Raw genomic sequence first — 19,800 nt, 5'->3', positions numbered from 1 at the left:
ACTGCTCCCTGATCCCCATGAAACGCCTCGCCGTCCTCCTTGGGCTTGCGGCAATGACCGTTGCCCGACCTTCCGCTTCCGAACACTCCACCCTCAACTCTCAACTCTCGACTCAGATCCTGCCCACGCCCGCGGCACCGGACTCGCAATGCTCCAATCTCACGGTTGCCGCCGACGGCACGCTGCACCTGACGTGGTGCGGCCCCGGTGATCGTCCCGGCGAACGCGCCCTCCGGCTCGCAACCCTTGCACCCGGCGCCACCGCGTGGTCCGCCGCCCGCACGATCACGAGCACGCCCTTGCTGATGGAAAACTGGGCGGACTTCGCGTCGCTCGCCGTGGGTACCGATGGCGCACTCACCGCGCAATGGTTCCAAAAGGCCGCGCCGGACGCGCGCGGCTACGACGGCTGGTTCGCCCGCTCCTCCGATCGCGGCGCCACGTGGACCGCGCCCGCACGCCTCGGCCACGAATTCGTCGCGCTCGCGCCGCTGAGCGGCGGCCGCACGCTCGCGGTCTGGCTGGAGAGCGCACGTATCCGCGATCCCAATGCCGCCCCGCGCGCGAAACCGGACGTGAACGCGCCGCGCCCGGCCCGCGATCCCGCCGCGCCCTATGCGCCTGCGATGAAACTCCTCGCGCGCCTCCTCGGCCCCGATCACGCGACCCTCGGTGAATGGACCGTTGATCCCGATGTCTGCACCTGCTGCCAGAACACCCTTGCGACGCTGCCGGGCGATCGCGTGTTCGCCGCGTATCGCGGCCACACCGCCGACGAAGTTCGCGACAACAAGTACGCGATCTTCGATCTCGCCGCCCGCACGTGGACCCCCTCCGCCACGTTGAAGGACGACGGCTGGAAGATCGCCGCCTGCCCCGTGAATGGTCCCGCCGCCGATGCGCGCGGCGAGGCACTCGCGGTCGCCTGGTTCACCGTTGCGAACGGCATTCCGCGGGTGCAGGCCCGCACCTCGGCCGACGCCGGCCGCAACCTCGGGCCGACCGTGCAGATCGATCTCGGTAAACCCATGGGCCGGATCGAAACCGTGATGCTGGCAGACAAGTCGGCGCTCATTCTCTGGCTCGAAATCGGGACCGCAGAAAACGTCGCCGGCATCTACGCCCGGCGGCTCTTCCCCGACGGCATGCTCTCGGCGCCCCGCCTCGTCGCCGACACTGCGCAAGCCCGCGCCAGTGGTTTTCCGCGCGCGGCGCTCCGGTCGAATGGACACGTGGTGATGTCGTGGACGCACACCGGCGAGAGCACGCAGGTGAAGACGCTGTCGTTCGATCCCACGTCCCTTCGCCCGGCCGCAAAGGGTGCGGTCACCTCGGCCGTCCCGGCGCGGCCCGGCTCCGTACCCCTCGAGTTCTGCATCGCACCCGTCGCCTCCACGCTCCACGCTTCGACCCCATGAAACTGCGTCACGTTGTCACCCCGCTCGTCCTCGCCTTCGCCGCCGCTGCACTCGCGCCGGCCATCGCTATCGCCGCCGAGAAAACCGCCGACGCACCGGTCAAACGTCATCCGCTGAAGGGCGTGATCACTGGCGTTATGACGGAAAAGTCGGCGCTCCTCATCAAGCACGAGGCCATTCCCGGCGTGATGCGTGCGATGACGATGATGTTCAAGGTCGACGCCGCCACGCTCAAGGCCGCGAAGGAAGGCCAGGCCATCACCGGGATGATGTCGCGCCAGGGCAGCGACTGGGTCCTGGAAGACGTGAAGCTGGCGAAATGAGCTGCGGCTTGCGGCGCGCTGTGAGCCGCCTCGCGGTCATCGTCCTCGCGCTCGGCAGTTTCGCCCGCGGTGCGGAGACCGTCTCCGTGGCGGCGGCCTCCAATCTGGTCTACGTCATCGACGCGCTTACGGCGGAGTTCAAACGCGCTGCACCGGGCGTCACGGTCAGAGTGACCACCGGTGCCTCGGGAAGCCTGTTCGCGCAGATCAAGCACGGCGCGCCCTTCGACGTGTTTCTCTCCGCCGACACCGAGTATCCGGGCCAGGTGGTGGCGCAGCGCATCGGACCGGCGGATACGCTGCGCATCTTTGCCACCGGTCGCCTCGTCCTGTGGACCACGCGCGACGGGCTGGACGTCACGGACCTCGGGTCGGTCGTGCGCGGCTCGAACGTAAGGAAGATTGCCCTCGCGAATCCCCTGACCGCCCCGTACGGCCGGGCGGCCCAGGCCGCGCTCGCCCATGCCGGCGTGAAGCAGGAGGCGGCGGCGAAGCTCGTCGTCGGCGAGAACATTTCGCAGACCGCGCAGTTCGTCGAAACCGGGAGCGCCGAGGTGGGCTTTGTCGCGCTGTCGCTCGTGTTGTCGCCGCGCCTGAAGTCCGTGGGCCGATGGCGGGAAATCCCTGCCGCCGCGCATCCGGGCGTAAGCCTCGATCACGCCGCCGTCCTCACCGACCGCGGCGCAAAGAACGCCGTCGCCCGCCGCTACCTTGAGTTTCTCGGGAGCGAACCGGCGAAAAAAATCCTGCACGCGTCCGGCTACGGTGTGCCGTGAAATCGGATACCGCTTGGGCTAATGCCACGGAGGGGTGCCCACGGAACACACGGAATACACGGAACTCTGAGCTCTGATTTTCCGTGTATTCCGTGTGTTCCGTGGGCACCTGGATTGACTGCCTGGTTCGGATTGCTTCGCAGCGCGAAACTTCTTCCTCGTTCCCACTCGCCGGTGAGTTAGAAACCCACCTTACCCGTTTTGCCTGACACCGCTTCCAGTTTTCTCGGTCTGCCGCCGGCGCTTTGGCAGTCGCTGTGGCTCACACTGCGCCTGGCGACGATTACGACGCTCGTGCTCGGGGTCGTGGGGCTGCCCCTCGCGCAGTGGCTCAATGCCACCCGTTCCCGCGTCGGCACGGTGCTGGAAACGCTGGTCGCCCTGCCGATCGTCCTCCCGCCAACCGTGATCGGCTTCTATCTGCTCGTCGCGTTCTCCCCGAATCACGCGCCCGGCAGTTGGTGGCGCGATGTCACGGGCGGCTCGCTCGCGTTTTCGTTCACCGGGCTGGTGATCGCGTCCGTGTTCTACTCGCTGCCCTTCGCCGTGCAGCCGTTCCAAGCCGCGCTCCGGGCCGTGCCCCGCGAACTGCTCGACGCCGGCACGGCGCTCGGCGCCACTCCCGCGCGCGTGTTTATACGGCTGCACGCACCGCTCGCGTGGCGGGGGATCGCGGCCGGACTCACGCTGGGCTTTGCGCACACCCTCGGTGAATTCGGCGTCGTGTTGATGATCGGCGGCTCGATCCCCGGCGTCACCAAGGTGGCCAGCATCGCGTTGTACGATGACGTCCAGGCGCTCGCCTATCCGCAGGCGCACGCGTTTGCCGCCACCCTGCTCGTGCTGTCGTTTTTCCTCCTGCTGGCCGTGACCCTGTTGCAACGCCGCCGCACCTGATCGAACGTTTCCGCCGCATGCGCTCTTTTCTCTCCGCGCTTCTCCTGCTCACGGCCATGCTGTCTGCGGCCGACGCGCCGACCATTCGCTTTGAAGCCGTGTCCACGCCGGCCGCGCCCAATGCCTTCAGTCCCACGCTCGCGGCTCATCCGGACGGCACCGCGTGGCTCACGTGGCTTGAACCCGCTGTCGGCGGAGCCACGTTGCGGTTTGCCACCCTCGATCGCGCCACGGGCCGGTGGAGCGCGCCGGGCACGGTTGCAGCCAACGTCGCCGCCCACCACCGCGCGAGCGCTCTGCCGGCAGTGAGCGTCGGGGAACGCGGCGACGCCACCGTCGTGTGGCCCGCGAGCTCCGCCCTGAGTCCGGCGGCAGGCGCCGCCGCCGGGCCTGCGACGCCCGCCACCGGAACCGTTGCGCACTCTTTCAGTCAGACCTCCGATCGCGGCCGCACCTGGAGCCCGCCCGCCGCGCTGACCACGGCGGGCAACGCCCGTGGAGCCGTTGCGCTCGCGACTCTGGCGGACGGCCGCGTCCTTGCCGTGTGGAATGATGGACGTTCCGCGGGAGACACTGTCGGCCCGGCACGGATCGTTGGCCGCATCGTCGGCACGACGGGTCCGGTCCAACTCATCGACGCCGCGGCGTGCGGCGACTGTCCGATCACGATCACCGCGTTTCCGAACGGATCCGCGCTCGTGGGCTATCGCGGGCGCACGGCGGGAGACGTTCGCGATATCCGGGCGGCGCGGATCCATCACGACCGCTGGGAAGAGTCACACGCGGTGCACGACGACGGCTGGCGCGTGGCCGCTTGTCCGAACGACGGTCCGCACCTGGCGAGCGATGGCGGCCGGGTGGCGGCAGCATGGTTCACCGCCGCCGACGGCGATCCGCGCGTGCTCGCCTCGCTCTCACCCGACGCCGGATCACGTTTTCTGGTGCCACTGCGCATCAGCGAGACGAAGGCCGCCGGCCGCGTCTCCACCGCGCTGTTACACGATGGCGCAATGCTGGTCACGTGGGTCGACGCGGACGGCGGGATCTGGTTGCGGCGGGTCACGCCGGACTTCGTCACCACCGAACCCGTCGCGCTTACGTCCCCAACCGCGGGCCGCATCATCGGCCAGCCCCGGCTCGCCCTCGTGCAGGACTACGCGGGCGGAAAAACTGTCGCCCAACTCGTGGTGTCCTTCGAGCGCGATCAGCAACCCGCGGTGCAGACGCTCCTCGTGACGGTGCCCGAGGGCGAACTCGTGGAGGCGGAAAAGGCCTGCGATTGCTCGGGCGGCAGCGACGACCTGCAGGGCTTTGCGTTGCGCGGCCGGATTCTCGCCGCCGTCTCGCCCGCGCAGATGCTGCGCGTCACCCACTATGAGGTGCCGGGCATGCTCGACGAAGGCACGCGTGAGTTCGTCCTCGCGCCTGATGTCATGCTGCCGGCCGACGCCGCCGGTCGGCCGTTCCTCGGCCGCTTCGAGCGCCGCGCGGGACAGTGGGTGTTGTTCAGCGTGCGTCTGATCGGCGCCGCGCCGGTGGAGAAGTGAACCGGGACACGTGCGAGGCCCCGCGACACGCCTGCCACTTGACGACTCGGGCATAATCGCGACAGTCCGACCCGCACCATGTCCGCCCGCCTCCTCCACGCCTTCCGTGCCGACCGACTTCGTCGGCTGATCGCGAGCGGGTGCGCGGCAATGGTGTTCGCGCTGACGGTGTTCGCGGCGAGTCCCGTCGCGCACGGGTTGCTGCATGACGACGGACATGGTCATCATCACGATCATGCCAGCACAGAGGACACCTGCGCGGTTGTCCTGTTTGCCGGCGGCGTCTCGCTGCCGGTCGGTCCGCTGGCCATCACGCCCCCGACGATCGTGCCGCAGGGTGTTTCGCCCGTCACGGCGGCGGACGTATTTTTGGTTTCCCCGCGTTACCTGCGACAGCCGGAACGCGGACCGCCGGTGAGTGGATTGAGCTGAGTCGTCGCGTTGCATCCTCGCAGCGCAGGTAGGCATGCCGCCCCCGTGGGGGTGAGCATGCGTGTATCCGTTCCATGAATCCAAACTCACCATGTCCGTCTTTCTCCGTCTTTCCGCGTCCTCCTTCTGCGCGCTGCTGCTGACCGCCGCCGCGCGCGCCCAAACCGCCCCGGCCGCACCGCCGGCCCACTCGCACACGCCCGCCGCGTCCACCCACGCCGGCGGCACCGTGACGCTCGATCAGTTCGTCACTTCCGCGACGCCGTTCGCGCGCAATCAGATCGATCTCGCGCAATCCACGACCGTCCTCGGCGGCGCCGCGCTCCGGTTGAAACAGCAATCCTCGCTCGGGGAAACGCTCTCGGCCGAGGCGGGCATGAGCGCCACGTCGTTTGGTCCGGGCGCCAGCCGGCCGATCATTCGCGGTCTCGGCGGCGACCGCATCCGGCTCCTGGAAAACAGTGTGGGCACCCTCGACGCCTCCGTGGCGAGTCCGGATCACGCCGTGAGCGTCGAGCCGTTCCTCGTCGAACGCATCGAAATCGTCCGCGGCCCCGCCTCGCTGCTCTACGGCAGCAACGCCGTCGGCGGCGTGGTCAATGTGATCACCCATCGCATCGAAACCGATCTGCCCGCCGAGACCGTGCGCGGCGGTGCGGAGGTGCGATTCGGGAGCGGGGCCAACGAACTCGCCCGCGGCGGCGTGGTCGACTTCGCGGTCAAACCCGATGCGGGCCGGGCGATCGTTTTCCATCTCGACGGCTTTCGCCGGTCGGCGGACGACGTCCGCATCCCGGGCTTCGCCGAAAGCGCCAGCATCCGTGCCGCGGAAACGGCGGAAGCGCGGGCTCACGGCGAACCGACGCCGGACTTCGCGCGCGATCGGCTGCCGAACAGCGGACTCGATTCAGAAAGCGCCGCCGCCGGGGTGTCGTTTGTCAGCGAAACGTTTCACGTCGGCGCGAGCACCAGCGGCTTCAATTCCCTCTACGGCGTGCCCGGACACAGCCACGAAGCCGCTCCCGGCGACGCCGCGGGGGTGCGCATCGATCTGCGCCAGCGCCGCACGGACGTGCAGGCCGAGTGGCACGGCGACACCGGTTTCCTGCGCGGCGCGAAACTCAAGTTCGGCCACGCGCGTTACCGGCATGCGGAGATCGAGCCGGACGGCGCGATTGGCACGCTCTTCTCCAACCGCGGCTACGATGCGCGACTGGAACTGCTGCACGGCGACGGCAAACCGTGGAACGGGGCGGTCGGACTACAGTCGTCGCGCAGCGATTTCAGCGCGGTGGGCGACGAAGCGTTCCTGCCGCCCTCGGAGACGCGCAGCGACGCGCTGTTTGCGTTTGAGGAAGTCACGCAGGGAGCCATCAGCTGGCAATTCGGCGGACGCTTTGAACGCACCCGCATCGCGCCGGAAGGCGGACGCTCACGGCGCGACGAAGAGCTCAGCGGCTCACTCGGGGCCGTGTGGAAACTCGACGCCACGCACGCGATCGCCGTGTCGCTCACGCGCACCGGACGCGCGCCGAACGCGCAGGAGTTGTTTGCCAACGGTCCGCACGCCGGCACGCAGGCGTTCGAGATCGGCGACGCGGCCCTCAGCCCGGAACGATCGCTCGGCCTCGAGGCCAGCCTGCGCCGGCGCACGGGTTTCGTGACCGGCGCGATCACGGTCTACGCGAATCGTTTCAACGGCTACATCTTCGAGCAGCCGACGGGGCTCGTCGCGGTGGAGAGCGGCGACACCTGGAGTTTTGTCCCGCCGGACAGTCCCGCGGCGGACGCAGCCGAGGGCGGACTGCCGGTGTATCAGTATCGGCAGCACAACGCCCGTTTCTGGGGCGCCGAACTGGAGACGCTCTGGCATCTGCACGATCAGCGCGACTGGCAGCTCGACCTGCGGCTGGCGGCGGATTTCACCCGCGCCCGCGAAGGCTCGCGCCCCCTGCCCCGCATTCCGGCTGCCCGGTTCACGACCGGCCTCGCTTGGGCGCACGAAGGCTGGTCAGCTGGGGCGGACGCGCAGTGGATCATGAAACAGAATCGGGTCGCCGCCAACGAAACCACCAGCGACGGCTACACGCTCGTGAGTGCGTACGTCAGCCGGACGCTGACCTTCGGAGCGACGCGCTGGGACGTCTTTGTGCGCGGCAGCAATCTCGCCAACGAGGAGGCGCGCCCGCATCCGTCCTTCGTCAAGGAGCTCGCGCCGCTGCCCGGACGGAGCGTCACCGCGGGCGTGCGCCTGACATTCTGAGCAACAGCCCGCGAATCACGCTCATCCACGCGAATAAATCCAGGGGAGCCGGCGGTGAATGATCCCGGCTCCGCCAGGTTTGCTATTTGGCTTAATTCGCGCCCATCCGCGTGATTCGCGGGCGCCCCGCCTTATACCAATCGCCCTTTGCCTTTGGACTTCAGCCGTGGCTACGAGCGCCAGCGATTGGCCGAACGGCCAATCGCTGGCGCTCGTAGCCACGATCGATCCAGAAGTCCAAAAGCAAGGAGCGATTGGTATTAAAACTCCCGCCGTTCACTCCAGCCCGAAGACCGCTTTCGCGTAGTTCTCGGCGCTGAAGGGTTGCAGGTCTTCGGCTTGTTCGCCTAGGCCGAGGAAATAGATCGGAATCTTCAGCTGCCGGTAGATGCCCACGATCGCACCGCCGCGGCTCGTACCGTCGAGCTTCGTCACGACCAGTCCGGTCAGACCGAAGCTCTGGTGAAACACTTTCGCCTGCTCGATCGAATTCACGCCGAGCGAACCGTCGACCACGAGCCAGCGATGCTGGGGCGCGGCGGGATCGTTCTTCTGCAACACGCGGCGAATCTTCGCGAGCTCCTCCATCAAGTTGGTCTTCGTGTGCAACCGGCCCGCGGTGTCGACGATGAGATAGTTGCTGCCGCGCGATTTCGCGGCGCGCCAGGCATCGAAGGCCACGGCCGCCGAATCCGCGCCCGTGTGGCTGGCGACAATGTCGAGATTGAGCCGCGTGGCCCACGTCTTCAACTGCTCCACCGCCGCGGCGCGAAACGTGTCGCACGCCGCGAGCGTGACCGTGCGGCCCTCCTGCTTGAGTTTCCACGCAAGCTTCGCCGAGGTCGTGGTCTTGCCGGAACCGTTCACGCCAATCATCGCGATGACGATCGGATTGGCTGTAGGCGGGGTGCCCTCACCCCGCGCCGAAGCCGCTCCGGAGCCGGTCACCGGCCCCACTTCCAGCACCCCTTCCGCGCCGGCGAGCACGCGCTTCAACACCGCCACGCCGATCTCGGCGGCCTGGCGTCCTTGTAGATTCTTGTCCTTGCCGTAGGCCTGCTTGATCTCGGCCAGGATCTCGTTGGTCGTCTCGACGCCGAAGTCGGCCGTGTAGAGCGCCTCCTCGAGTTCCTCGAGCGAGGCTGCGTCGATTTTCCGCCCGCCGAACAGGCCGCGGGTCTTGGTGGCGATTGCCGAGACGGTTTTCGCGAGACCGTCTTTGAATTTCTTGAAGAGTCCGAACATCGATAAAGCGCCCGCGAATCACACGAATCGGCCCGAATAAAAATCCAACCGATTCGCGTTCATCCGCGTGATTCGCGGGAGGTTGAATTCACTCGGCCTTGCGTGCATCGCGGCCGAGCTGGCCCTTGAGCCGGTCGAGGATGCCGTTGATGAAGCGCTTGGCGTCGGCGTTGGAAAACTGTTTCGACAGATCGATCGCCTCGTTGATCGAGACGACCGGCGGGATGTCCTTGCGATAGATCATCTCGAACATCGCGACCCGCAGAATCGCGAGGTCGATCTTCGCGATTCGCTCGAACTCCCAGTTGTGCGCCAGCGCCTTGATCTGGGAATCGATGTCCGCGCAATGCTCGATCACCCCGTGGATCACTTCCTCGCCGAAGGCGTAGTGCTCGCGCGGCTCGTCGCAGCCTTCGAAAAACGTCCGGAGATCGTCCGTGAGATTCTTCGGAGCGTTCAGGCTCCAGGCGTAGAGAAACTGGAGGGCGGCCACGCGACCGTCGCGGCGTTGGACAAACTGGGTTTTACTCATCGCGAAAGGCTCCGTTTCAACGCCGCCATCTCCAACGCCGCCGCCGCAAACTCGGCTCCGCGGTTGATTTTTCCCACGCAACGGGCCCGCGCCTGCGCCAGCGAATTGGCCACGATCACGCCGTTGATCATCGGCACGCGCGTGTCGATCGCCACGCGCTGCAGCGCGTGCGAGACACTCTCGCCCACCATCTCGTGGTGCTTGGTGTCGCCGGCGATCAGCACACCGAGCGCGATCACGACGTCGAAGCCGCCCTTGGCCGCCAGCGCGTGCGCCGCCCACGGCACTTCGTGCGAACCCGGCACGCGCACGACAGTGATGTTGCCCGCTTTCACGCGGGCCGTCCGCAAAGACGCCTCCAAACGTTCCAGCAAGCCATCAACCAGCTCCGGATTGAAGCGCGCGGCTGCAATTCCGATCCGGAACGCCGCACCGTCAGTGATGCCAGGTGTTGGAGAGGCCAGACTCATTGGAGGGTCTATTGGCAGGGCCAAAAACGGAATGAGCAACCCGGAATTTCAACCGTCGCGCAACCGCGTGAGAGGCCGCTCGATTTCGGTCGTGATCGTCGCCCCAGCGGGCGTGTGGTCCCCGCGCGATGCGGCGAGGAAACAGCACCAGGAGGCGAAGATTCGTCCCCCCGCGGCACGCCCTGCCACACGCCACCATCGTGGCCGTGACCTTACACCGGCACCTGCTCGACAATTTCCAGGCCGTAACCGTCGAGACCCACGACTTTGCGCGTGCTGTTCGACAACAGCCGGATGCGGCCCAGCCCGAGGGCCACGAGGATCTGGGCGCCGATGCCGTAATCACGAATCCCCATCGGCGGCGGCGCTTCGCCGGGTTTCGCCGCCAGGCAGCGCACAATGGTTTCACCGGGATTGGTCGGCTGCATGTAGAGCACGACGCCGCGCCCCGCCTTCGCCACCGCGGCGAGCGACGCCGTCAGCACGTGATGGCCCGGCATGCCCTTGGCGCGGAAAAGATCGCTCAGCACATTCTCGCTGTGCACGCGCACGAGCGTCGGCTCCGGCCCGAGCGTGCCCATCGTCAGCGCCAGGTGGTGCCGGCCGTCGAGCTGGCTGCGAAACACATGCAACGTAAAGGCGCCGAACTCCGAGTCGAACGGCTGCGAGGTCACGCGCTCGACGAGATGCTCGCGCTGCGCGCGGTACTCGATGAGCGCCTCGATCGAAATCATCTTCAGGCCGAACTTCCGCTTGAACTCCAGGAGCTGCGGCAGCCGTTGCACGGTGCCGTCATCGTTCACCAACTCGCACAACACGCCCATCGGAGGGAGGCCGGCCAGCGTCGCGAGATCGACTGCGGCTTCCGTATGCCCGGCACGCTCGAGCACGCCGCCCGGGCGGGCCCGCAACGGGAAAACATGACCGGGCTGCACCAGTTCTTCCGGCCGCGTGTTGGGATCGGCGAGGAGCTTGATGGTACGCGTGCGATCGTACGCGCTGATGCCGGTCGTGATGCCTTCCGCGGCATCGACGCTCACCGTGAAATCCGTGCGGTGCGACTCGCGGTTGCGCGCCACCATCGGCCCGAGGCCGAAGCGTCGCAGCTGGTGCTCCACCGTCGGCACGCACACGATACCGCTGCCGTAGCGGATCATCATGTTGACCGTCTCGGGCGTCACCATCGAGGCCGCCATGATCAAGTCGCCCTCATTCTCCCGGTTCTCATCGTCGGCGACGATGACCAGCTGCCCCGCGGCAATGGCCGCAATGGTGGACTCCACGGAATCGAAGGGCGAGGGATCGGATGCACTCATGCTGGAATGAGCGGAGACCGTCACGCGCCCGACCGGGAGTGTCAACGAGGGAGCCGGTGGAGCGCCTTCGCCGTGGGGCGTGAAGTCCAAAGTACGCCCCGGGAGCGCAGGCCTCCGGCCTGCCTTCAGCAGAATCAACCTGCAGGCCGAAGGCCTGCGCTCCCGGGGTCCGGCTACGCCTTGAAATCGATCACGTACGTCTCGCCCGCCGCCGTGCCGTCCTCGGTGCCGGCCGCCTCCTGCAGCAGGACAATCGTCAGCTTGAACAGGTACGGCGGACGAATGTTGCGGGGCGACGCGAGCGACTTGCCGTCCTCGCTGCGGTTCAACACCAGACGCTCCTGGCCGACCTTGTACTTCGGATCCCAGCGCAGGAGCGCGCGGACGACATCGGCCACTACGGGCTTCTTCTTCGCATCGTAGAAAGTGATCTTGAAACTCGAATCGACGATCTGCACGCCAAGAAATCCGCCCTTGGCCCGGGCAATCTCGATGCCCTCAATCTTGCCGGGCGCGTCCTTCTTCGCCGCGTCCGCCTTCTTCGCCGGATCCGCCGGCTTGGCCGGCGAGGTGGCCGCGACCTTGGTCACTCCCAGCGATTGAATGCGCGGTGCCTTCGTCGGCGTGACCGGTGCCTCGCGCGGTGCCGACGTTTGGGCACGGGACGCCGCCGCCACCACGAACGAGCAAACCAGCGCGAGCAGGAGTTTCATACCCAACACCCTACGTCCGTCGCCGGTCGGCGGCAAGGCGCACGGGGTGCAGACGGGCGTTTTTAGTTCCGTTTTGACGCCCGCTGGCCCATGCCAACGCTTTCAACCGCGGTCCATCCTTTACCATGCCCACCCTCGAGCACCTCTTCGCCAAAAACAAAGCCTGGGCGGACTCGATTCGCCGGCGGTTCCCGGATTTCTTCGTCGAGCTCTCGCGCCAGCAATCGCCCGCGTATTTGTGGATTGGGTGCGCGGACAGCCGCGTGCCGGCCAACGAAATCGTCGATCTGTTGCCCGGCGAACTGTTCGTCCATCGCAACATCGCCAACGTCGTCGTGCATACCGACCTGAACTGCCTTTCGGTGATGCAGTTCGCCGTCGAGGTGCTGAAGGTCCGGCACATCATCGTGTGCGGCCACTACGGCTGCAGCGGCGTGAACGCCGCCCTCCACCGCGACCGGATCGGTCTCGCCGACAACTGGCTCCAGCACGTGCAGGACGTGCGGCACAAGCACGAGCGAAAGCTGCAGTGTCTCGCCAGCGAAGGCCCCGAGCGGTGCGATCGGCTGTGCGAACTGAACGTGGTCGAGCAGGTCGGCAATGTGTGTCGCACCACCATCGTACGCGACGCCTGGCTCCGCGATCAGGAGCTGACCGTGCACGGCTGGATCTACGGGTTGAAGGACGGTCTGCTGCGCGATCTCAACTGCACCGCGACCAGCGTCGAAACGTCGCGCAAGAGCTACGAGTCCGCGCTCGCGGCGTTGTAAGCGCGGACCGCGGGCAAGAAGGAGCGTGGGGCCGCCCCGTGGCCACGTGCGCCAGCGAGTGGAGTTGTGATCGTGACGTCACGCAACTCGCTGGCGCTCGTAGCCACGAGCTGGAGATTGTAGCCACGCGTGGGAGCTCGTGGTCACGTGCTGGAGATTGTAGCCGCGCGTTGGAGTGCGGGCCTACTTCCCCCGCTTCGCCCGCAGCTGCGCCTTCAGGTCCTTCCAGCGCGCGAGGCGATCGGCGATCTTCTGTTCCCAACCGACCGCCTTGGGCGTGTAGAGCGTGAGCGGACGTTCGAGATAATCCTGCCCGGTGATGTTCTCGGGGAACTCGTGTGAGTAGTCGTAGCCCTTGCCCTGGCCGATGCGCTTGTTGGCCTGCCCGGTCTTGCTGCGCAACGCTGACGGAATCGTCTGCACCGGCTGGCTCTTCAACGCCGCGTGCGCCTCGCCCAACGCCACGGTGGCGGAATTGCTTTTCGGCGCCGTCGCAATGTAGAGCGTCGCGTGCGCGAGCGTGAGCTCAGCTTCGGGCAGGCCGACGAAGTCCACCGCGTGATGCGCCGCGACCGTCAGCGGCAATGCCTGCGGATCCGCGAGTCCGACATCCTCGCTGGCCAGAATCACGAGCCGCCGCGCGATGAACCGCGGGTCCTCGCCTCCCGCGAGCATCTTCGCGAGCCAGTACATCGCCGCATCCGGATCGCTGCCGCGGCAGCTCTTGATGTACGCCGAAATCGTATCGTAGTGCTCGTCCTCGTCGGCGTCATAACGGATCCGCCGTTCGCGCGCGAACACCTCGAGCTCCGCCGCCGTGATTTCTCCACCCTCGGGCAACCCGAGCACCAGCACCTCGAGCGAGTTCAACGCGCGCCGCAGGTCGCCGTCACACAGCACCGCGAGATCGGCCAGCATGCCGTCGGCCGCCGTCACGTGTCGGCCCCCGAGACCGCGCTCGACATCGGCGAGCGCCTGGCGGAGGACGCCGACCACCGCGTCGGTCGCGAGCGGCTCAAGCCGGAACAAATGGCTGCGCGAAAGCAGCGGTGGATTGACGTAGAAACCGGGGTTGTGCGTGGTCGCGCCGATCAGGCGGACATTTCCCTCCTCCACGTCGGGCAGCAGGAGATCCTGTTGCGATTTGTTGAAGCGGTGCAGCTCGTCGATGAAGAGAATCGTCGCCGCCTCCGGCCGCGCCCGCGCCGCCGCGAGGATCTGCCGCAGCTCGGCCACGTTCGACATCACGGCGTTGATGCGCACGAAGCGGCTGTTCGTCTCGCGCGCAATCGCCTCCGCGATGCTCGTCTTGCCGCAACCCGGCGGCCCGTAGAACAGCAGCGATCCAAACCGGTTCTGCGCCACCAGTCGCGGCAGCAGGCTGCCCGGCATGAGCAGGTGCGACTGCCCCACGACTTCGCTCAAGCGCCGGGGCCGCATCCGCGCCGCGAGCGGCTGGCTCGTCCGTCGCGATGCGTCCGCAGCCAACGACGGCGCAGCCTCGGCCGCCGCCGCGTAGACCGGCGGCGGCGCGTCGTCACCAAAAAGATCGGGCTGATCGGCGGAACCCATGCAGAGGAAGCAGACATGCGCAGAACGCGCCGCAAAGCAAAAGTGGAGCAAGGGAGGGTCGCCGTGAGGTCGTACCTCCGGGAGCGCAGCCGTCCCGCCTGCTCCGATCCGATACGGGCCGGAGGCCGGCGCTCCCGTGGGGCTGGATCGAATGTGGGCGGCGTGCCCCACCCCGCGATTCAGGTGGCGCCCGTGCGAGTTGTGCGGGGTGAGGGCACCCGCCCACATTTCCTGGAAGACGAGAGGACAAGGCTGCCCGCGAGACCCAGCGCGAGACAGGTCTACCTGAATTTCGTCGAAACGAACGTTCCGCGGCGGCCCGTCGGCGCCGCACTATCAGCGCCATGCTGAGTCGGAGTCTCGGACATCGGGCACCCTTACTGTGGTTGGTGCTGCCTTTCATCGCGGGGTTGATCGCGGGGAAAAGCTTTGGGCTGTTTCCCGCAACGCCTCCCGTAATCGTCGCCGTGCTCGCCAGCGGCGTCGCGGTGTTCGCCGCCTGGCGGGCACCGCGACTCTGGGCGCCCGCGCTGGTGACGGCGATGGCGGGTGCCGGCCTCACGGCGTACGTAATCCAAAGAGCGCGGCTGGCCGTGTGGGACACGTTGCCGCCGCGGGAGGTGAGCCTCTCCCTGACGATCGACCGCGTGTTTGTGCAAGCCGACGCCCGCCGCGCCACCGGACTCGCGACCGTGGTGCGCGTTGACGATCATCTCCGAGAACTAAAGGGACAGCGGCTGTATTTTTCGCTCATGTTGCGTCCCGGTGAAGTGGCGCCGACGCGCAGCGCCGTGGTGGCCGCGATCGGCGTGATCGTCACGCTGCCGCTGAGCCCGCCGCCGGACACCTTTGACGGTTACCTGGCGGGTGCCGGCATGAATTTCCGGCTGACCCGCGGGCGCGTGCTCGCGCAGGAGCGGCCGGCACACGCGTACTATCAGTTTTGCGCGCGCGCGGCGGCGCAGTGCAGCGGGCTGCTCGGTCTCGGCATCGAGAAAAAACGTCCGGCGCTCGCGGGGCTCTTGCGCGCCATGATGCTCGGCTCCGTGCACGAGCTCAGCCAGGAGCAGCACACGCTGTTCATGCAGAGCGGCACGATGCATCTCTTCGCGATCAGCGGGCTGAACATCGGCGTGATCGCGAGCGCGCTGCATGCGCTGCTCCTGCTCGCGCGGCTGCCGCCATGGGCCCGGCTCGCCGTGGGATCCGCGATCCTGTGGCTGTTTGTCGACATCACCGGCGCGTCGCCGTCCGCCGTGCGGGCGTTCGCGATGGCCGTGTTCCTGCAGACCGCCGGCGTGCTGCATCGTCCGGCCAACCCGCTCGCCGCGTTGACGCTCTCCGCCCTCGTCGTGCTGATCGTCGCGCCACTGCAACTGTTCAGCGCGAGCTTCCTGATGAGCTACGCGATCGTCGCAGCCTTGATCGTGCTCGGCCTGCCGCTTGGCGAAGCCTGGCTCGAACGCTGGAGTCCCTTGCGGGACGTCCCGAAAGTCACCTGGGCGCGCTGGCAGCACGCGTTGGATTTGGCGTGGCGCACCACGGCGACGGCACTCGCGATCGGGCTCGCGACGACGCTGGTGAGTCTCGTCACGGGCCTGCAGTTCTTCCGCCTGCTCACGCCCGGCGCGCTCTTCGCCAACCTCATCCTGATTCCGGCGGCGGTGGTGGTGACCTTGGGCGGCTTCGCGACGCTGCTCTTTGGCTTGCTGGGCGGAAGCGCGCTGGCGGCACTCTTCAACCACGCCGCAGCCATCGTACTCTGGGCGATCGAGGGTGTGGTGCGCGCGTGCGTGCACGTGCCGGGAGCGTTTCTGCCCGCGCGCTTCGCCGCGCCGTGGATCGGTCCCGTCACGCTCGTCGTGTTGCTGGTTACGTTGATGGCTGGTTACGCGTTGGGCTGGCGGCGGGCGCGAGGCGGGTGGTGGCCGCCGTTTGCGGTGGTGGCGCTCGTGCTCGCGATCGGGGTCACGTACGGCTGATGCCAATCGCTCCTTGCTTTTGGACTTGTGGATCGATCGTGGCTACGAGCGATTGGTATGATGCGATTGACGATTCCCTGGGACCGCGACCGCCCCCGGTCGCCGCCGAGCATCTGCGACCGAGGGCGGTCGCGGTCCCAGGCTCCCCCCGACAACGGGCAGCCACCGTTCACCTTTCCACTCGCCCGTCGGCGGGTTTCGTCGTTTAACCCTTCCTCATGAAAAGCGCCTACGAACTCGCGATGGAGCGTCTCGCCAAATCGGATCCTTCCGGGTCCACGCCGCTGACGGCGGAGCAGAAATCCCGGCTCGGTGAGATCGACCGCGTGTACAAGGGCAAGCTGGCCGAGCGCGAAATCTTCCTGAAGAAGCAGCTCGATGAGGCCCTCGCCGCGCAGAAATTCGAGGACGCCGAGAAGATCAAGCAGCAGCTGGCCAGCGAACGTTCCCGCATCGAGGAGGATCGCGACGCCGAGAAGGAACGCGTCCGCCGCGGGAAGTAGGATTCAGACCAATCGTTCCCACGGTCCGACCTGGCTCAGACGAATTCGAAATCCGCCGTCAGCGCGTGGTGATCGCTCGCGGGCGTGGGTCGGACGCGGTGACCGACGCACCGCAGCGCCGGGTTGTAGAAGATGTGATCGAGGACGAAGGGACGCCGCCGCCACGTGATGGCCGAATCCTGCACCGTCGCGAAGCCGCGCGCGGCAAACTGTTTCACGAGCGAACCGTGCTGGCTGACATTGAAGTCACCGGTGAGAATGGTCGGCCCGGTGGACTTCGCGAGCTGCTCGGCCACGAGGTTGCGCTGAAACGGATTCGTGGTGCTGCTCGACCCGAGCATGAAGAACGCGAGCAGGTGGGTGTTGAACAGCTGCAGCTCGCGGCCGATCACCGTGGTCTTCGCGCCGATCAGCAGGCGGTCGGTCGGCGTCATCTTCTTGCCGAAGAACTCGAATTCGATCGGCGGTGACGGCAGGTCGAGCCGGAAGAGATCGCGCAACGGCGTGCGGGAAAAGATCGCGAGCCCGATGCCAAACGGCAGCTCGCGCGGGTCCGCTTTCGGGTAGCTGAACCAGCTGTCGTAGGCAGTAAGCTCGCGCTTCAACCGCGTGTAGTTCGGCGGCGGCTGCGTTTGCTCGCCACCCGGTTTGGCCTGCTCGACTTCCTGCAGCAGAATGAGGTCGGCGTCGTGCCGCCGGATCTCGGCCAGCGTCTCCTCCAATCGCACCGGCGCGCGGTCGGGATACGTCTCATCCCAGATCTGGCCGAACTGCATGTTGAACTGGAGAACGCGGAATTGGCTCATCAGGGGCGCGGCAGCGCGGTCACTTTTGCAGCACGCCTCCGCCCGCCGCCGGGATCACGGGACTGCTGCCTGCAACCGAGGACGACTCGGAGGGATTCTTGCGAAACACAAAGCGGTTCACCTTGGCCGTGGTGGCGCGATCGACGGCGGGAAACCGCGCCATGTTCGTCGCGCTCGCGGCCGCGATGCTGTCCTGGTACTTCGCGACGGTCGGCGGCTTCTTTGTGTCCGCTTCCGTAGAAATGGCGGCCGGGCGGTGATTATACGCGCTGACAGGCTGCTCGATTTTTTCCGGGCGGCGCGAGTCCTTCTCGCGCACCTGCTTTTCCCGCGTTTCCGTGACATCGAGCGGGGAACGGCGCTCGCCCACCGGCGCGACCTTCCGTTCGATCACGGTCTTGTCCACGCGTTTCTCCTGCACGGTCGTGTTGGTTTCCGGTGCCTGTTTCTTTGGCGTCACGCCAGACGACGGAGCATACGGATCATTCCGCTGCGTGTAGTCGACGGGACTGGTCGCATCGGCGGATAAGCCGGTGGAAAAGCCGACGCCGAGGATCGCCAAAAGTGGAAGGCCGGAAGGCTTCATTGCGGAGCGCCACGAGCAAGGGCGTGAGCGAAGTTTCCGGCAATGCAATAATCGGCACGACCGCATCAGAGGTGCCCAATTCCACCCCGGGAGCGCAGACGTCCCGCCTGCTGTTTCCCTTTCAGGCCGACCGCGAACGCAGCATCCCGGGTCCACGCCGCTCCTACCCGCACCGATCGGGCCGCATCACTCCGGTTCGGCCGTCCCTTCGACGACCCAATCGCGGGCTTCCGGCACCTGTTTGAGAAATTCCCGCAGCGTGGCGCTGAGGTGCTCCGCATAGCGGAAGTGCGCGCCCATGCCGGTACGCAGTTCCGCCTCGTAGATGTATTTGTCCGCCTGCGTGCTATGCTCAAACGGCGTCTGCGCGCCCAGCAGCAGCGAGTAAACATAGGCCGCGGAGCCACGCGCGAGCAGTTCGCGGGTGAGCTCAAGCTGGTCGGCCAGCAACGCCGCATGCGGCGTGCGATCAATCTCAGGCGGCAGGTAGAATCCGGCCTGAATCATCGGCGTGTAACGGTGCCCAGTCCGGTGGCGGTTTAGGTCGCGGAGCTCGGCGAGCGCCATGTTGTTCCACGCGAAGGTCACGCGCATCCGGCGCGTCGCGGTCCCCTGCTGGCCATAACGATTCGAGCGGTGCCGCAACGCCTCCGCCACCGGCTGGGTTTCCTGCAGCCACGGCGGCGCCGTCCGATCGACCTTCACCCACACCTCGTCCGCCAGCGGGGCGGCCGACAAGCGTTCCCGCCCGAGCGCGATCGAGGCGGCGAGTTCCTGCCGCGCCTGTTCGACGAACGACGCTTCCGCCGAGCTGTGCCGCATGAGACGCGGCGACTGCTTGAGCAGTTCGTCACGAATCAGTTTCGCCGCCGCCTTCGCCTCGGGATGCGCCAGGGAATCGAGATGCTTCACCGTCGTCGCCCACATGCGCGAGGACTGGACGAGCCCGAGGTTCGTGCGGGTGGCGAACGGAATGAAGTAACGCGCGCGATCGAGCGCGTAGTTCTTGCGCAGTCGCGTGACGACCGCGGGCTTGGCATCCACCGGCACGCGCACCCGTTCCGGCTCAGAGGTCGCGAGGGCGTCGAGCCGGGCGTACTCGGCGTGATAGGCCGCGAACGACCGCGCGAGCACGTCGCGCCACCGCGGCGCCAGATCGGCGGGGATGCCGAGTTCCTCGGCCGTGGGCAGGTTGGCCGCGTCCATCGTGATGTAACGCGTGCTCGATTCCTGGCCGTCCGCCATCTGGGCGATCTCAAAAATTTTATAGGCCAGCCACATCGACACATCGTCGAGCGCGACGGCGAGCCCGCCGGTGAGGCCGCCAATCGACGCATGTCCGTAGTCGACGAACTTGAGGATGCGATCGATCGACGCGTCCGGGTTCGCGATGTCCACCTTCGACAGAATGGTGTGAATGCCCTCGTTGCTCCGCGAATACCGCGCCAGGACGGACGCCAGCAACTCGGGCGTGACTTTCGGGAGGTCGGCCGCGGTCGGCGGCGGGACGATGGCGAGTCCGGTGATTCTCATGCGGCGGAAACATGGCCGCAAACTGCCGTGCGATTCGCAATCCTGAAGGCGATTTCATTGCGAAACGTTCCGCCCGGCGCGCGGAATTTCAGGGTGATTTGCCGCGACGCGCGGCC

At 67.0% G+C, this 19,800-nt stretch carries 19 protein-coding genes; 10 read left to right on the top strand and 9 right to left on the bottom strand.

All coding sequences use genetic code 11. The annotated features are described in order from the left end of the window. Window positions 1–17: 17 nt before the first annotated feature. The 7 genes from ACLJEU_RS06080 (at window position 18) to ACLJEU_RS06050 (ending at window position 7,656) form a co-directional block, all read left to right on the top strand. A complete protein-coding gene (locus tag ACLJEU_RS06080) occupies window positions 18–1,418 on the top strand; it encodes a sialidase family protein (protein ID WP_414663601.1) in 1,401 nt (466 codons plus the stop codon). After that, window positions 1,415–1,741, top strand: coding sequence for a copper-binding protein (locus tag ACLJEU_RS06075; RefSeq protein ID WP_414663600.1), 327 nt, complete (start codon window positions 1,415–1,417; stop codon window positions 1,739–1,741). Before ACLJEU_RS06080 ends, ACLJEU_RS06075 begins: the two co-directional genes overlap by 4 nt. 20 nt (window positions 1,742–1,761) lie before the next feature. Then, the gene (gene modA, locus ACLJEU_RS06070; protein WP_414663599.1) at window positions 1,762–2,517 is read left to right on the top strand and encodes a molybdate ABC transporter substrate-binding protein; all 756 of its coding nucleotides are present in this window, start codon (window positions 1,762–1,764) and stop codon (window positions 2,515–2,517) included. A 201-nt stretch (window positions 2,518–2,718) separates the two neighbouring features. Next, window positions 2,719–3,414 carry a molybdate ABC transporter permease subunit gene (gene modB / locus ACLJEU_RS06065; protein ID WP_414663598.1) on the top strand — a complete coding sequence of 232 codons (696 nt, stop codon included), beginning with the start codon at window positions 2,719–2,721 and terminating at the stop codon, window positions 3,412–3,414. A gap of 17 nt (window positions 3,415–3,431) precedes the next feature. Beyond that, window positions 3,432–4,961 (top strand): hypothetical protein, encoded by a 1,530-nt coding sequence (locus tag ACLJEU_RS06060; protein ID WP_414663597.1) that lies wholly within the window; start codon window positions 3,432–3,434, stop codon window positions 4,959–4,961. Between the two features lie 78 nt (window positions 4,962–5,039). Next, window positions 5,040–5,393, top strand: coding sequence for a hypothetical protein (locus tag ACLJEU_RS06055; RefSeq protein WP_414663596.1), 354 nt, complete (start codon window positions 5,040–5,042; stop codon window positions 5,391–5,393). Window positions 5,394–5,484: 91 nt separating this feature from the next. Continuing rightward, a complete protein-coding gene (locus ACLJEU_RS06050) occupies window positions 5,485–7,656 on the top strand; it encodes a TonB-dependent receptor (protein WP_414663595.1) in 2,172 nt (723 codons plus the stop codon). Between the two features lie 276 nt (window positions 7,657–7,932). On the opposite strand, the gene ftsY is transcribed toward ACLJEU_RS06050, so the two are convergent. From ftsY to ACLJEU_RS06025, 5 genes are all read right to left on the bottom strand, one after another. Beyond that, the gene (gene ftsY, locus ACLJEU_RS06045; protein ID WP_414663594.1) at window positions 7,933–8,901 is read right to left on the bottom strand and encodes a signal recognition particle-docking protein FtsY; all 969 of its coding nucleotides are present in this window, start codon (window positions 8,899–8,901) and stop codon (window positions 7,933–7,935) included. Window positions 8,902–8,989: 88 nt separating this feature from the next. Beyond that, entirely contained in the window at window positions 8,990–9,433 is a 444-nt protein-coding gene (gene nusB / locus ACLJEU_RS06040) for a transcription antitermination factor NusB (RefSeq protein WP_414663593.1), read from the bottom strand. Beyond that, complete coding sequence (gene ribH / locus ACLJEU_RS06035) at window positions 9,430–9,903, bottom strand: 6,7-dimethyl-8-ribityllumazine synthase (RefSeq protein ID WP_414663592.1); 474 nt, start codon at window positions 9,901–9,903, stop codon at window positions 9,430–9,432. The genes nusB and ribH overlap by 4 nt, the downstream gene beginning before the upstream one ends. Window positions 9,904–10,115: 212 nt before the next feature. Continuing rightward, a complete protein-coding gene (gene ribB, locus ACLJEU_RS06030; RefSeq protein ID WP_414663591.1) occupies window positions 10,116–11,219 on the bottom strand; it encodes a 3,4-dihydroxy-2-butanone-4-phosphate synthase in 1,104 nt (367 codons plus the stop codon). Window positions 11,220–11,392: 173 nt separating this feature from the next. Further along, entirely contained in the window at window positions 11,393–11,932 is a 540-nt protein-coding gene (locus tag ACLJEU_RS06025; RefSeq protein ID WP_414663590.1) for a hypothetical protein, read from the bottom strand. Window positions 11,933–12,057: 125 nt separating this feature from the next. Here ACLJEU_RS06025 and can point away from each other — a divergent pair, with 125 nt between their 5' ends. Next, window positions 12,058–12,702 (top strand): carbonate dehydratase, encoded by a 645-nt coding sequence (gene can / locus ACLJEU_RS06020; RefSeq protein ID WP_414663589.1) that lies wholly within the window; start codon window positions 12,058–12,060, stop codon window positions 12,700–12,702. Between the two features lie 183 nt (window positions 12,703–12,885). On the opposite strand, the gene ACLJEU_RS06015 is transcribed toward can, so the two are convergent. Further along, window positions 12,886–14,274, bottom strand: a complete 1,389-nt coding sequence (locus ACLJEU_RS06015; protein ID WP_414663588.1) for a replication-associated recombination protein A — start codon at window positions 14,272–14,274, stop codon at window positions 12,886–12,888. Window positions 14,275–14,663: 389 nt separating this feature from the next. On the opposite strand from ACLJEU_RS06015, the gene ACLJEU_RS06010 reads away from it, so the two are divergent. Both ACLJEU_RS06010 and ACLJEU_RS06005 read left to right on the top strand, forming a co-directional pair. Further along, window positions 14,664–16,256, top strand: a complete 1,593-nt coding sequence (locus ACLJEU_RS06010; RefSeq protein WP_414663587.1) for a ComEC/Rec2 family competence protein — start codon at window positions 14,664–14,666, stop codon at window positions 16,254–16,256. Window positions 16,257–16,474: 218 nt separating this feature from the next. Then, on the top strand, window positions 16,475–16,759 hold the full coding sequence (locus ACLJEU_RS06005) for a hypothetical protein (RefSeq protein ID WP_414663586.1): 285 nt from the start codon (window positions 16,475–16,477) through the stop codon (window positions 16,757–16,759). Window positions 16,760–16,794: 35 nt separating this feature from the next. Here ACLJEU_RS06005 and ACLJEU_RS06000 read toward each other — a convergent pair whose 3' ends face one another. The 3 genes from ACLJEU_RS06000 to ACLJEU_RS05990 all read right to left on the bottom strand — a co-directional run bounded on the left by ACLJEU_RS06000 (window position 16,795) and on the right by ACLJEU_RS05990 (window position 19,684). Continuing rightward, window positions 16,795–17,565, bottom strand: coding sequence for an endonuclease/exonuclease/phosphatase family protein (locus ACLJEU_RS06000; protein ID WP_414663585.1), 771 nt, complete (start codon window positions 17,563–17,565; stop codon window positions 16,795–16,797). A 19-nt stretch (window positions 17,566–17,584) separates the two neighbouring features. Further along, window positions 17,585–18,151, bottom strand: a complete 567-nt coding sequence (locus ACLJEU_RS05995; RefSeq protein WP_414663584.1) for a hypothetical protein — start codon at window positions 18,149–18,151, stop codon at window positions 17,585–17,587. A 186-nt stretch (window positions 18,152–18,337) separates the two neighbouring features. After that, window positions 18,338–19,684: an FAD-dependent thymidylate synthase gene (locus ACLJEU_RS05990; RefSeq protein ID WP_414663583.1), complete on the bottom strand. Its 1,347-nt coding sequence runs from the start codon at window positions 19,682–19,684 to the stop codon at window positions 18,338–18,340. Window positions 19,685–19,800: the final 116 nt, after the last annotated feature.

The organism is Terrisphaera buseokensis, from assembly GCF_047521145.2.
Classification (GTDB): domain Bacteria; phylum Verrucomicrobiota; class Verrucomicrobiia; order Opitutales; family Opitutaceae; genus ER46.
Note: the sequence above shows the minus strand (reverse complement) of the source record. Positions and strands in the feature narration are given on the sequence as shown.

What these genes read in the sequence shown, in the direction of transcription:
- ribB (WP_414663591.1), bottom strand. Translation starts at nt 11,219, where the DNA reads ATGAGTGCATCCGATCCCTCGCCCTTCGATTCCGTGGAGTCCACCATT.
- ACLJEU_RS06025 (WP_414663590.1), bottom strand. Translation starts at nt 11,932, where the DNA reads ATGAAACTCCTGCTCGCGCTGGTTTGCTCGTTCGTGGTGGCGGCGGCG.
- ACLJEU_RS06015 (WP_414663588.1), bottom strand. Translation starts at nt 14,274, where the DNA reads ATGGGTTCCGCCGATCAGCCCGATCTTTTTGGTGACGACGCGCCGCCG.
- ACLJEU_RS06055 (WP_414663596.1), top strand. Translation starts at nt 5,040, where the DNA reads ATGTCCGCCCGCCTCCTCCACGCCTTCCGTGCCGACCGACTTCGTCGG.
- ACLJEU_RS06050 (WP_414663595.1), top strand. Translation starts at nt 5,485, where the DNA reads ATGTCCGTCTTTCTCCGTCTTTCCGCGTCCTCCTTCTGCGCGCTGCTG.
- ACLJEU_RS06075 (WP_414663600.1), top strand. Translation starts at nt 1,415, where the DNA reads ATGAAACTGCGTCACGTTGTCACCCCGCTCGTCCTCGCCTTCGCCGCC.
- ACLJEU_RS06060 (WP_414663597.1), top strand. Translation starts at nt 3,432, where the DNA reads ATGCGCTCTTTTCTCTCCGCGCTTCTCCTGCTCACGGCCATGCTGTCT.
- nusB (WP_414663593.1), bottom strand. Translation starts at nt 9,433, where the DNA reads ATGAGTAAAACCCAGTTTGTCCAACGCCGCGACGGTCGCGTGGCCGCC.
- ftsY (WP_414663594.1), bottom strand. Translation starts at nt 8,901, where the DNA reads ATGTTCGGACTCTTCAAGAAATTCAAAGACGGTCTCGCGAAAACCGTC.
- ribH (WP_414663592.1), bottom strand. Translation starts at nt 9,903, where the DNA reads ATGAGTCTGGCCTCTCCAACACCTGGCATCACTGACGGTGCGGCGTTC.
- can (WP_414663589.1), top strand. Translation starts at nt 12,058, where the DNA reads ATGCCCACCCTCGAGCACCTCTTCGCCAAAAACAAAGCCTGGGCGGAC.
- ACLJEU_RS06000 (WP_414663585.1), bottom strand. Translation starts at nt 17,565, where the DNA reads ATGAGCCAATTCCGCGTTCTCCAGTTCAACATGCAGTTCGGCCAGATC.
- ACLJEU_RS06080 (WP_414663601.1), top strand. Translation starts at nt 18, where the DNA reads ATGAAACGCCTCGCCGTCCTCCTTGGGCTTGCGGCAATGACCGTTGCC.
- ACLJEU_RS06005 (WP_414663586.1), top strand. Translation starts at nt 16,475, where the DNA reads ATGAAAAGCGCCTACGAACTCGCGATGGAGCGTCTCGCCAAATCGGAT.
- ACLJEU_RS05995 (WP_414663584.1), bottom strand. Translation starts at nt 18,151, where the DNA reads ATGAAGCCTTCCGGCCTTCCACTTTTGGCGATCCTCGGCGTCGGCTTT.
- ACLJEU_RS05990 (WP_414663583.1), bottom strand. Translation starts at nt 19,684, where the DNA reads ATGAGAATCACCGGACTCGCCATCGTCCCGCCGCCGACCGCGGCCGAC.